This is a genomic window from Shewanella sp. FeAMO, assembly GCF_053653955.1.
This window is the reverse complement of the sequence record NZ_CM132201.1, coordinates 3,400,786-3,413,500: the sequence shown is the minus strand read 5'-3', so window position 1 is coordinate 3,413,500 and position 12,715 is coordinate 3,400,786. Positions and strand designations below refer to the sequence as shown.

Below are 12,715 nucleotides of genomic sequence, written 5' to 3'. Positions count from 1 at the left end.
TCACAATTAGCGAAATAATTATTGACGGAATGCCACAGTCACTTGTTAGTTTTGCGTTGATAGCCATGCCTGATATTTCTCATACATTTTACTGTGAGCTTCTTCTTGAGTTTCCCCCAGAGACTCGCCTAAATCAGGTTTAATGTCTTTAGTTCCACTTTCTGTTTTGGCATAAACAAATTGAAGAGTTGCGAAGTACTTATTTTTACCAAGGGGACGATTTAATTCTTGAACCAAGATTTCAAAATCAAATATTTCCATGTATGGAATACTCCTTCATAAAATTAACGCCCACCACACCGGGAAAGTTACAGCGCAGCGTAACTTTTTCCTTGTTATGCTCGCGCTCCAATAAGACGCGTTGCTAGCTTTATATGCGATGTATTGGCCAAAGCCCAGATTGACCGATACTTCACAAGTGGAATGAGACCAAAAACGACCGTTACGATAAGCCCAAGCACAGATAACTGGTCATTTCCGCCTGAGCTTAATTGCATTAGTAGCCTGTAGGCAGCGTAGCCACACCCAACAACGAACGCCAATAAAGCAAGGCCCACAACAAGGTGAACGGCCAATGATGCTGTTGTAGCCCACCTTACTCGGCGCTCCCTCTGAATAGCCCGGATGGAATTTAACTCCTCTATCGCTGCGCTACCTTCCGCTGCTTGCTTTTCCAAATGACTCCGTTCGCGAAGGTGGTGCTCATAGTCTCTGTGATCTAAAAACGCGAGTGCATGATCAATATTTTCATCCGTTATCGCCTCAGGAGTCGCAACGTGAGCACGCAACTCGTTGAATAGAATCTTTGTTTCTGCCTCAGTGATTTTCCCTGCACCAAAATCTTCCTTAATCTTGTCAAACTTTTCCGAAACCGAACCTTGAATCTGAGACGACAGAACTACTTGAGCCTTCGCTAGCACGCTAAGTGACTGTGGGTGGGCTCGCTCCTTAGCTAGATTCTTGTGAACCCTAAACCAAAGTCTATTCGTTATGAACTCCAGATCTGTAGCATATGGAACACTCGTCGCACTGCTCCTCACATCTGGATGGAATGCCAAATAATTAGATATGTAACTCCCAGAAACCAAAATAAATCCAATATCTTCAAGTGGCTTGGAGCTTTTTCCCGCTCTGAGAGAGTTAATCTTAGTAAACATGCGCAAAGTGCTAAAACATTTTTCCTTTGGAAAATCTCTTCGCCGCTCCTTGAACTCCCTTTCAATTTTTTCCAAAAGGCTAGAGCTTTCGATGTTAAGCTCTTCAACAACCACTTCTTCGCTTGCTTCTGCACGACGTATACCGAGAGTGTTGAGATCGGCAAAAAACTTGGCCTTTTTTGTTATCACATCTCCCTTTGAAGCGCAGCCGTTAACAATCGTCGCCATTGCTGGCTTCGATGGATCAAGCGCAGCTTTTCCTTCAACTATGTCTTCGGCCGCACGAAAAAACCTGTCTACCTCATCAATGCATTCTGAAAAATAGCGCAAGTGTATAAGTCGACTCCCTTTTTCCCTTACATCGCTTGCGAGACCAATAAGGTCCTGAACGAGCTGCTTATATAGCACCCCGTTCATGCCGACAGCGTTAAACAGATGTTCCGTATCCAGAAAGACAGTTAGCTTAGACTTCCATACATTTATATGATTCATGTCAGGGGCATGGCGAACCCCGTCATATAGGATAAATCCTTCCCTAATGGCGTTAAGCTGGGCCGTTAAATTAGGATCTCCCTGCCCCCTGAGAACAAATGCACTGATTTCTTTCGAAAATCTAGTGTTTGATTCGTTATCGAATAAGTAGTCACAAAAACACCGAGCTAAAAGCTCCCGCTGCTCAGATGTCAGTGTTCCAACGGTAGATTCAACATGCGTAGTTAGACAGGCAAGCACGCCTTGCTGCTGATCTTGAAGTTTTCGGAGATCGTCGACTAAAGCTTGCGATCCAAGAAGCTGATTCCGAGAAACGGAGTAGATACCGCTATCGTAGGACAAGATATCATCGCGCTTTCGAAGTCGATTACGAAGTGTGGTGCTCACCACTGCATCAGGGATATCGAATTCAAACTCACTGCGAAGCATCTCAGCCGCTTCAGTCGTATTGAAAGACCATCTCTGGGAAAATAGCAGAGCGGCCTTTATAAATTCGGCAATAACGTCGTAGACATCTTTGTCGCTTTCGTAAAGCTCACGAAACAAGACGACGGATGCCAAAAGTGTTCGCTGAGTCATATTTCTCTCTTATGTGTCCGTCCGGCTGATAAGCGCATAACGCTTCAATAACCGGCGCAGCTTTGCTGCGTCCGGCCCCAAAGGGGCGTAGTTGATTGACTTGTTAGGTTATTTTGCACTAAATTTCCTATTGAATTTGTCTAAAAGATGTTTGTCATTAACTTCGGACAAAAGCCTTTGAATAGCCATATTGTCAGTTTTGTCGGCTCTTTTGAACTTTCTTCCATAAACTCCATGCTCACACGTTGCTTGCTTGTCTTCTAAATCACGAAGGATTAATCGAGTTTTTTCTACAGCAGTTAAGTAGTTGGAAGAAATTTTTAATAAATCACGAGTTTTTATGTTTGATATTATGTACCTGTGGATTACTCGGTTTCGTAATTGATAGAGAGAATCCAGCTCATCAAATAGCTCTTGATCTCCAACGCCAGCTTCTAAGGCATGATTAAATATTTTTCTTTCCATAATGCCTCTTTCATGATCAGCCTGAAAAAGGTATTTGGTTTCAATACTATCAGTTTGGTCGCTTAACTGTTTTGCAATAACGATGCTTAGCCGGAGGTAAGCATCAATTAGATTGGCACATATCGCAATAACTTCAATGTAAGATTCTGACTCAATAGCAGAATGTAAGAGGTCATGTGACGCAGCTAGAGCACCGGTGAAACGGTCAAACTTATCAAGATCGGAAGCCAATTTTCGATCTTTTGAGGGGACAACTACTATTGAGTTTAATATTTGGCTAACTTTAGCTAGCTCATTAGTTATTCTCTTGTCATTCTCAAGGCCAATATCGTAAATGAATTTACCAATCAATGCTTGATCACCAAGCGCACCATAGAAAATATGTGCACAAAACTCAGAATCATCCATTCTGGACTGTTTCCACTCTAATTCTTTGACCCCGTTGGGGCTGGCTTCGGCAACAGTGGGCGCAAGCTCTGCAAGTGGATAACAACTTAATTGAAAGCAACCTAGCGAATCTTCATAGGATTGAAAGCTGTATGGTGATGTTTCACTCTCGCCTTCAATTGCCTGATTGAGATACTGCCACTCGATAGGAATATGAATAAGAAATATTCCGTTTGGCTCAGTCCAATGCTTCATTTTTTCTTATCAGTCTCATTCGACATGATTATTAACCTAACAGCTGTATAGTGCGCATGCGCGTTTTAGTCCTCGGAGGAGTGTAAACGCGCATCGCTATCTGTTTGTATTAGCTGGATATAATAGAGTTTAGTCCTAATATCCCTTGCAGCAAAACGCGCATGTGCGGTTTCCAAACCTATTATCTATCAGTTGTATTTTTTAACTTTATGAATTTAATGCTATTTTTTAAAGTGTTACAGAAATAACGCGCAAGCTTAGCTGCAAATTTCCGGCATTTTTCCTAGAACGTCAATAATACTGTATAGAAAATCAGTTCTTAGGCACTTACCATGAGCGCTTCAAGCCCTGCAACTAAGGGCCTTAAAACCAAGGGCCTTACAACCCAGGTCTTACAAAAAACGCTAAGTAAAGCCATGGCTACCGCACGGGTCCAAACTCTGTTTGTCCCTGCATTCCGTTGAAAACGGAAAAGCGCTGCTGCTTTCGGCCTTAAGCTTAAGGAAGTGCTAAAGCCAAGCTATTGAATTAGTTATACAATACCCAGTACTGGATGTGAAAACAATTAGCTAAAGGTCAAGTTTTGACAAAGGCAACAAAACCCTGATTTGGTTTGTTTTTGAAGCAGGATTGACTGGGTTTGAAATCCAAAACGACACGACTTTAGGCCGCTGGCACAGCGGCTATTTATGGCTTTAAGCCAAAACTTACCAATGAACTTGATCCTAGCGGCTAGCTAAGTTGTAGCCAATCACCTGCGGTGCGCTCTCGCACAGGCGATCCTGTGACTCGCTGCGAGTACGTCCCTGTAAGCTCTGCCTCGCCATCTCTGGCTCGGAAGGTCACAGTTCCGCCTGTGCCTGGAAATGAGGTGTATGTCTGCAGAACTCTCAAATGTTTCCAGCTACTCAGCGCTAACAGAATTGCACCAGCTCCCCTTCGGAGCCGCCGCTGGCGTTGTTGCAAATCGGCGTAGCCGAGACAGGGATGTCGAGGCTCGAAGGTCGAGCAAGGATGCGAGTCCTGAGTGTAGCCAATTTGCTTCATAAGCCAGTGGGGATTTCGGCTACGTCGGGGTGTCCTTGGGGATGCAAGGGGCTTTGGACAAGCAAAGCCCCTTGCCCGGTGTGGTGTGGAACACCACGACTTTCGGCCGCTGGCACAGCGGCTATTTATGGCTTTAAGCCAAAACTTACCAATGAACTTGATCCTAGCGGCTAGCTAAGTTGTAGCCAATCACCTGCGGTGCGCTCTCGCACAGGCGATCCTGTGACTCGCTGTGAACCCCTCCCTGGGCGCTCGACGAAAACGTCCCTGTTTTCGACGGTCACAGTTCCGCCTGTGTCTGAAAATGAGGTGTATGTCTGTAGAAATATAGGCAATTTTAAGCAAAGTTATTTTTGCAGAATTGCACCAGCTCCCCTTCGGAGCCGCCGCTGGCGTTGTTGCAAATCGGCGTAGCCGAGACAGGGATGTCGAGGCTCGAAGGTCGAGCAAGGCGAATGTTGCGAAGCAACAAGCTTATGAGCGCGAGCCAAGGAAGGCGAGCTGGCCGTTATGCATGGATGCATTTGGCGAGTCCTGAGTGTAGCCAATTTGCTTCATAAGCCAGTGGGGATTTCGGCTACGTCGGGGTGTCCTTGGGGATGCAAGGGGCTTTGGACAAGCAAAGCCCCTTGCCCGGTGTGGTGTGGAACACCACGACTTTGGGCCGCTGGCACAGCGGCTATTTATGGCTTTAAGCCAAAACTCACCAATGAACTTGATCCTAGCGGCTAGCTAAGTTGTAGCCAATCACCTGCGGTGCGCTCTCGCACAGGCGATCCTGTGACTCGCTGCAAGCACTTCAGATGTTTCAAGTTACTCAGTGCTAACAGAATTGCACCAATTCCCCTCGATGTCGCCGACAGCCGTTGGCGCAAATAACGTGGCTGAGGGCGAATGCTCATCACTAGCGAAGATGGATTTGAGTACCAAATCCGCGCGGTCGAAATGAAAACCAAGAGAGTCCTCTTGGTCTAGGGGCAAATCGAGGGGCAAAGCGCCGCGACTTATAGTCTCGATCGCGGGCTAGTCAATCGCCGGCTAGTCTCAGTCGCGGGTCGCGATACAATATCTGTTACGGCCGGCGGCCTTGGCGCGATAAAGTGCACGGTCGGCCTGTTCAAACAGTTGATCCTGATTTACTCCGGCGCTCCAGGCGGCTATGCCTATGCTGCAGGCGATGCCGTGGCGGTGAAACAGGGTTTCGTTGGCGAGCATTTCGAGCAGGCGCTCGCTCATACGTACTGCCGACTCCAGATTGCCTTCCACCAATACCACAAACTCATCGCCACCTATGCGAAAAGCCTGGTCGGCATTGCGGATGCCACATTTAAGCAGCTTGCCGAACTGAGTCAGCACTCTGTCACCAAACTTGTGGCCGAGACTGTCGTTGAGCTGCTTGAAATTATCCAGATCAAGCACCACCAGAGATATCGGGCTGTGAGCCCGTCCGGCTCTGGCGAGCGAGGTACGGATACACTGACCGAAATAGTGGCGGTTGCCAAGCTCGGTCAGGGAATCAAACATCGCCTGCTCCGACATCTGCGAATAGGCGATGGCGTTGAACAGCGGCTGTGACAGCAGGGCTTCTATCTGTTCAAGCTCTGCCTGCTCCACCGGGCTCAACACCCTTTGCAACCGGTAGCGCAGCTTGGCGGTGCCCAGTTTACTGACCAGTTCTCTGCTCACCGTACTTTGAGAAGTACGCCCCCAGTGAAATTGATGTCCTTTCAGTCGCAGCTGTACTCCCTGTACCGGCAAATATTGTTGCAGCAGTTTGCCATAGCAGGCAAATACTGTCCGGGGATCGAGACTCGCATGCAACCGCTGAACCGCCTGCAGCAGATCCATCTTGGGACGGATTGCCTGAGGTTGATCAGACAGATACTGATAGTCTTCAGGGTAAAACTCTGTTGCCAGACCAAAGTCCATCATAAATACTCCAATAAGGCAGAACCTTTCACGACTGTTACAATGCAAAATGCGTGCCCGATAGGCTTTTGTCTGATTTGTATATAGATCTCATTGAGTTAAGCTTAGGAGTGTTACAGACAATGTTCATGTGACAAGTATTTGACGCCGACAAAATAATGAATTGAACCTTAGAGAGCAGGGGAGTGCGCATGGAACATGGATTCTTTATCCAGATCCTCTTGATGCTGGTTATTGCCATAGCGGCGATAGCCTTGCTCAGGCGTATAGGCTTGCCCGCTATTCTGGCCTACCTGCTGACGGGGGTTATCAGCGGTCCTTCCGGATTCAATTGGTTTTCGCAGCACCAGATGCAGTCAGTGGCCGAACTTGGGGTGGTGCTACTCATGTTTACCCTGGGACTGGAGTTTTCTGTACCCAGGCTCTGGGCCATGCGCCGCACTGTATTTGGCCTCGGCAGTGCTCAGGTGGTATTGACCACCTTGCTGGCCATGGGGGCCGGATTACTCTTTATCAGCGACGTGACTCAGGCGCTGGTGATAGGTTCAGTGACAGCCTTGTCTTCCACCGCCATAGTGTTGAAACTGCTCAACGACAAGGGCTGGCTCAAGCGCCGCCATGGCGAACTGTCGGTCAGTGTGTTGCTGTTCCAGGACCTGGCCGTGGTGCCCTTGCTTATTCTGCTGCCTTTGCTTGCCGATGGCAGCGAGCCTTTGACAGTCCTGCAGCTTGGGGCAGCTCTGGGGAAGGGGATCCAGGCCTTTATTGTGCTGATGGCTTTTGGTAAGTGGGCTCTGCCCAAATTGTTTGATGAAGTTGCCCGTTCCCGCTCCAACGAGCTGTTTGTGTTGTCGACTCTGGTGGTGGCGCTCTTGACCGGCGCCTTTACCCAGTGGCTGGGGTTGTCCATGGCATTAGGGGCCTTTATGGCCGGGATGCTTCTGGGGGAGAGCCAGTACCGGCGCCAGTTGGAGGCGGATATTCGCCCGTTTCGGGATCTCTTGATGGGACTGTTCTTTATCTCCATAGGTATGTTGCTCGACTTCAGTCTGGTGCTGGCCTATTGGTGGCAAATTTTACTGTTGCTGTTGGCGGTGATTGTCGGCAAGACGGCGATAGTCTTTGCCCTGCTGAGGCTGGCCAAAGAGCCTTTCAGGGTGGCCATGTCCACCGGCCTCAGTTTGGCACAGGTGGGGGAGTTTTCATTTGTGGTGCTGGCCCTGGCGGTGAGTTATCAATTGTTGGCCCCCAGTGTCAGTAACACTTTGGTGATGGTTGCCGTACTGTCGATGGCACTGGCGCCGGCATTGGTGCGTCATAGCATAGACATAGCCAGGCTGCTGCAGGGCCTTAAACCCAGGCCGGAACCGGCGGAAAACCTGCCGCCTTTGGATCCCCAGCAAGATCTGGTTCTGCTGCTGGGTTATGGCCGGGTTGGGCAGACCATAGGGCGGTTTCTCAAGGCCGAAGCTATCCCTTTTATTGCCCTCGACCGGGATCCCTCCCGGGTTGCCGAGGCGCGCCGGGCCGGAGAGCCTGTGTATTTCGGCGATGTTTGTAAGCGCAGTTTGCTCAAACAAGCCAATGTGCGCCACGCCAAGAGTATAGTGCTGACCTTTTGCGAGCAGCCGCAGTTGGAAGAGGCCTTGGTACTGTGCCGGCAATTGGCGCCCGAGGCGCGGATCATGGTGCGAACCCGGGATGATAGCGAGCTTGAACAACTGGAGCAGGCCGGTGCCAGTCAGGTTATTCCGGAAACTCTGGAAGGCAGCTTGATGCTGGTATCTCAGGTGTTGTATCAATCAGGGGTCCCTTTGTCGCGGATCCTCAAACGGCTGGAGTCGGAGCGGCGCAATCATTATCAGTATCTGCACGGTTTCTTTTCCGGTGAGGAAGCCGACTTCTCTCTCGAATTACTGCATGCAGTGGCTTTGCCAAGAGGCGCCAGCGCCGTGGGAAAATTCAGTGCCGAGATCCCCTGGCAACAGCTCAGGGTGGAACTGAGAGCTGTGCGCCGCGGCGGCAGGGAGTACGAGCCGCCGGATGAAGATTGGCAGTTCCGCGCCGGTGATACCTTGCTTATTCGCGGCAAGCCCAGAAGGGTGGAGAAAGCCGAAGTTATTTTGCTTCAAGGCTGATTGCCCGGCCGCTGGCGTTGGTTTTATTTGCACGTTAAATGGGGTACTCTGCGACCTTTGTGGAGCTGAATGCCGGGAAGGACTGCTTGGCTGCATATGTTGCAGCGACTTTTCCAGAATAAGCGCAAACCCGAGTGACCTACAAGGAGTTGGCAACCGTGACCCATGACAGTAATGATGGCCTCGATATCTCGTTCGAGGAACTGTTTGAGATTTTGACTTCTACCCAGCAGCTGCTGTTTTGCCGTGATGGCGATGTGCCGTTGATCCTGCCGGTGAATATCGATGGCAATGAAGAGGCCAGTCATTGTTATGCCTACCTTCCCATGATGGATGAGCAGGAGGCGAGCCGGGTGCTTGCAGAGAATCTTAAACAACCGGCGGATTACTATCTCAAACCCATGCATTGGCAGCGGCTTATTCTGACCGCTCATTTCAATGAGGTGCTGTTGCTGGAGCTGGCAGGCAAACTCGTGCTGCCGGTGGAAGATCAGCAAGCCTACCTGAGCTATATGGCGGCGCGCCTCAATGGTGAGGACTGCGTGCTGCGGGTTAACAATGTGGAAATCAGCCCTTGGCTCACCGGAGAGGCCGACGCTTGGGAGCTGGTGGAAGCACTGTTTGCCCGTTACGCCTCACTCAAGGGGATCTGGCTGGCCGACTGTCTGTGGCAACAGCCCGATGGCAAACCCGGTAAGCTGGTAGTTCTCGACGCCGAGCTGGCCAGCTACGAGATGTCGGCCGCCTTGCAGGATCAGGCCAAGGCGCTGGGTTATACACTTGTCCAACTGAAAGATTTGACCCTGGATTATCAGTTGGATGCGCTGACCATACTGCCGCCGCTGGTGAGCCGAAGTGAAGCGGGGGAAGTGCGTCTCTATGTCGGTGACCCAAACCAGCCCTTTATTCAGTTTCAGCGCCACCACATAGTGCAAACCATAGTCGACAATCCGGAGAGCGATTCCCATGGTTTACAGGCTGAGAACATAGCCGCGACTGCCAATGAGCGGGAGCAAGGCTCCACACCAACCTTTGCCGTGACTCTGGTATCAGTGTTGCTGGTGGTGGCCCTACTCATCTTTTTCGCCTGACTCATGCTCAACTGATATCGAAAAAGGCTTTCAATTCATCAATCTGGCACATGGCATCCTGATAACCCAAATCTATCAGGGCGCCTGTGTAGGCGTTCTCAAACAGCAGATAAGACACAATACTGGTGTCCGACTGGCTGTCTATGCCAATCAAAGCCAGCAGTCGGCGAATGGCGAAGGGCATCTCCTGATAGTAACGCTTGGCCAGCTCACTGAGATCTTCACTGGGTTTAATCACCAAGGTATCAATCGGCCTCAAATCCAACTGTTGGCGACTCTGTTCCGGCACCAGCGCCAGAGTGCTGTTGATGCGCCTGAGCCGCTCCAGATCTGAATTCAGGGTATCGGAAAATATGGTATCCAGCAGATGACCGGCAATGGTGGCCGTCTTGGGATGATAATCCAGTTCAAGGGGCGTGTTCTTATGCGGGCTGTCCAGGTTGATCACCATGATCCGCTTGGCGCCCAGATGTATCGGGCTGGACAGCGGCGCCAATTGATGCACAGAGCCATCACCATAGTAGGACTGAGATAGCTTAATCGATGGGAACACCAAAGGAATGGCGGAGCTGGCCATCAGGTGCTCTGTGTGTAGCCGGGTGCGCTCGCCGCTGCGTCTGGCTCTTTGCCAGTTCTCCAGCTCCTTATGGGCCTGAAAGAAGGTCACAGAGCGGGAGCTGTTGTAGCAGGAGGTGTCAATGCTCAGTGCCATCAGGGAGCCGCCGCGGATGTTGCGATCGATTCGCTCGAAGTTAATCAGCTCATTGAGCAGTTGCCGCAAGGGTTCATTGTCCAGCAAACTGCCGGCGTCGGTATTGACCAGATCTCCCTGCATGCCACGAAGGGCCATCTTGGCCAGGTGTGCCAGTACGCCGGTATTGGAGGCGCGGTAGACTCGCTCAGTGTGGATATTACGCCAGATCCATTCCAGCTTTCTCAGCCCCAGATGGAAACAGGATGCATGGGTGGCGATGGCGGTACCATTGATGGCTCCGGCCGAAGTGCCGCAAACAATCTTGAATGGAATGGCGTGATTGCGGGGATAAAACTGCACCAATGCCTTGAGCACCCCAACCTGATAGGCCGCTCTGGCACCACCGCCCCCCAACACCAAAGCCCTGCTTTCCGGCACAGCGCCTCCTTTGCTAAAGCCCAGAACCATAAGAGAATGCCAAGATATAGTATTGTCGCCACTGCTTGGCTAGTTCAGTTTAACTCTAGCTGGCTTTCCTGTGGTCGGAGAAGCAAAAAACCGCCCTGAGGCGGTTTTTTTTAATGATAGCGGATGCTTATCTTATGCGAGCCGGTTTTGGATCTGCTCGAGAATACCACTGGCATCCAGCTTGAGCTCAGTCAGTATCTCTTCCGGTGAGCCGTGCTTGATAAATTCATCCGGCAGGCCAATTTGCAACACAGGCTTGCAGATCCCCTGGCTGGCCAGATACTCGAGCACGCCACTGCCGGCGCCGCCCATGATGGCGTTCTCTTCCACTGTTACCAGCAAGTCATGATTGGCGGCCAGTTCCTTGATCAAATCTTCATCCAAGGGTTTGACAAAGCGCATATCGGCGACTGTGGCATCCAGGCTTTCGGCGGCTTCCAGGCTGGCTGCCAGGGTAGTGCCGAAGTTGAGAATGGCAATCTGTTTGCCCTGACGTCTGACAAGGCCTTTGCCTATCGCCATGGCCGTCATCTCTTCAACCTGCTCGGCGCCGGTCGCACTGCCGCGAGGGTAGCGCACTGCGCTTGGGCCCTTATTGTAGCAGTAGCCGGTGTAAAGCATCTGCCGACATTCGTTTTCATCGGATGGCGCCATTATCACCATGTTGGGTACGCAGCGCAGGTAGCTGAGATCGAAGGCACCCTGATGGGTTGGGCCATCGGCGCCCACAATGCCGCCACGGTCAATGGCAAATAGCACCGGCAGGCGCTGCAGTGCCACATCGTGGATCAACTGATCATAGCCGCGCTGCAGGAAGGTGGAGTAAATGGCCACTACCGGCTTATAGCCTTCACAGGCAAAGCCCGCGCCCAGAGTCACAGCATGTTGCTCGGCGATGGCGGCATCGAAGTATTGCTCGGGGAATTTCTGGGAGAACTCCACCATGCCGGAGCCTTCACGCATGGCCGGGGTGATCCCCAGTACCTTGTCATCCTTGGCGGCTATGTCGCACAGCCATTTGCCGAACACCTGGGAAAAACTGGGTTTTCCCGGCTTGGTGGCCGGCTTGCAAAACAGTGAAGGGTCAAACTTGGGCACCGCATGCCAGCCGATGGGATCTTTCTCTGCCGGCTCATAACCTTTGCCTTTCTTGGTCATGATATGCAGCACCTGCGGCCCCTTGAGGCTGCGCATGTTGCGCAAGGTTTCTACCAGGGCATCCACATCGTGGCCATCGATAGGGCCTATGTAGTTGAATCCCAGCTCTTCAAACAGGGTTCCCGGAACCACCATGCCTTTAAGGTGTTCCTCGGTGCGGCGCGCCATCTCTTTGATGACGGGCATGCCCTTGAGTACCTTCTTGCCGCCTTCACGTATTGTGGTGTAGAAGCGGCCGGACATCAGCTGTGCCAGATGGTTGTTGAGGGCGCCAACGTTTTCCGAGATGGACATCTCGTTGTCGTTGAGCACCATCAGCATGTCTTTGTGCAGATCGCCGGCGTGGTTCATGGCTTCAAACACCATGCCGCCTGTCATGGCGCCATCGCCTATGACGGCCACCACTTTACGGCCGGCTTGCTCTTTATCGGCAGCCACAGCCATTGCCAGTGCCGCTGAAATCGAGGTGCCCGAGTGACCAACACTGAAGGTGTCGTACTCACTCTCTTCCCGCCAGGGGAAAGGGTGCAGGCCGCCTTTTTGGCGTATGGTAGGCATGCGATCGCGACGACCTGTAAGAATCTTGTGCGGGTAAGCCTGATGACCCACATCCCAGACCAGGCGGTCAAACGGGGTGTTGTAGACATAATGCAGCGCCACGGTCAGCTCTACAGTGCCTAACCCTGAAGCAAAGTGACCGCTCGACATGCCCACAGATTTTAATAAAAACTCCCTGAGCTCGTCGGCCAGCTGAGGAAGCAGGCTTTGTGGAAGCTGACGCAGCTCTTCCGGGGTATTGGCCTGTGCCAGCACAGGAAACTGAGTGATATCCAGACTCATAACGAGATACTTTGT

The 12,715-nt window shown here is 51.2% G+C and carries 8 protein-coding genes; 2 read left to right on the top strand and 6 right to left on the bottom strand.

Features of this window, described 5'->3' with window-relative positions; translation table 11 throughout:
* Positions 1-45: 45 nt before the first annotated feature.
* The 4 genes from ACWAU4_RS15395 to dgcS form a co-directional block, all read right to left on the bottom strand.
* Positions 46-261 (bottom strand): hypothetical protein, encoded by a 216-nt coding sequence (locus ACWAU4_RS15395; RefSeq protein ID WP_335918742.1) that lies wholly within the window; start codon positions 259-261, stop codon positions 46-48.
* A 74-nt stretch (positions 262-335) separates the two neighbouring features.
* The gene (locus tag ACWAU4_RS15390; RefSeq protein ID WP_335918741.1) at positions 336-2,228 is read right to left on the bottom strand and encodes a hypothetical protein; all 1,893 of its coding nucleotides are present in this window, start codon (positions 2,226-2,228) and stop codon (positions 336-338) included.
* Between the two features lie 108 nt (positions 2,229-2,336).
* Entirely contained in the window at positions 2,337-3,335 is a 999-nt protein-coding gene (locus ACWAU4_RS15385) for a hypothetical protein (protein ID WP_025012130.1), read from the bottom strand.
* A gap of 2,091 nt (positions 3,336-5,426) precedes the next feature.
* On the bottom strand, positions 5,427-6,314 hold the full coding sequence (gene dgcS, locus ACWAU4_RS15380; RefSeq protein WP_306440256.1) for a diguanylate cyclase DgcS: 888 nt from the start codon (positions 6,312-6,314) through the stop codon (positions 5,427-5,429).
* 188 nt (positions 6,315-6,502) lie between these two features.
* Between dgcS and ACWAU4_RS15375 the strand changes: the two genes are divergently transcribed.
* Entirely contained in the window at positions 6,503-8,449 is a 1,947-nt protein-coding gene (locus tag ACWAU4_RS15375; RefSeq protein WP_454290320.1) for a monovalent cation:proton antiporter-2 (CPA2) family protein, read from the top strand.
* Between the two features lie 158 nt (positions 8,450-8,607).
* Positions 8,608-9,540, top strand: coding sequence for a hypothetical protein (locus ACWAU4_RS15370; RefSeq protein WP_454290319.1), 933 nt, complete (start codon positions 8,608-8,610; stop codon positions 9,538-9,540).
* A 7-nt stretch (positions 9,541-9,547) separates the two neighbouring features.
* Here the strand turns inward: ACWAU4_RS15370 and ACWAU4_RS15365 are convergent, their stop codons facing one another.
* A complete protein-coding gene (locus ACWAU4_RS15365; RefSeq protein WP_025887263.1) occupies positions 9,548-10,672 on the bottom strand; it encodes a patatin-like phospholipase family protein in 1,125 nt (374 codons plus the stop codon).
* Between the two features lie 162 nt (positions 10,673-10,834).
* Positions 10,835-12,700: a 1-deoxy-D-xylulose-5-phosphate synthase gene (gene dxs / locus ACWAU4_RS15360; protein ID WP_062793959.1), complete on the bottom strand. Its 1,866-nt coding sequence runs from the start codon at positions 12,698-12,700 to the stop codon at positions 10,835-10,837.
* Between the last annotated feature and the right edge of the window lie 15 nt (positions 12,701-12,715).

Coding starts and splice junctions, on each gene's coding strand:
- ACWAU4_RS15395 (WP_335918742.1), bottom strand. CDS start 261: ATGGAAATATTTGATTTTGAAATCTTGGTTCAAGAATTAAATCGTCCC.
- ACWAU4_RS15390 (WP_335918741.1), bottom strand. CDS start 2,228: ATGACTCAGCGAACACTTTTGGCATCCGTCGTCTTGTTTCGTGAGCTT.
- ACWAU4_RS15385 (WP_025012130.1), bottom strand. CDS start 3,335: ATGAAGCATTGGACTGAGCCAAACGGAATATTTCTTATTCATATTCCT.
- dgcS (WP_306440256.1), bottom strand. CDS start 6,314: ATGATGGACTTTGGTCTGGCAACAGAGTTTTACCCTGAAGACTATCAG.
- ACWAU4_RS15375 (WP_454290320.1), top strand. CDS start 6,503: ATGGAACATGGATTCTTTATCCAGATCCTCTTGATGCTGGTTATTGCC.
- dxs (WP_062793959.1), bottom strand. CDS start 12,700: ATGAGTCTGGATATCACTCAGTTTCCTGTGCTGGCACAGGCCAATACC.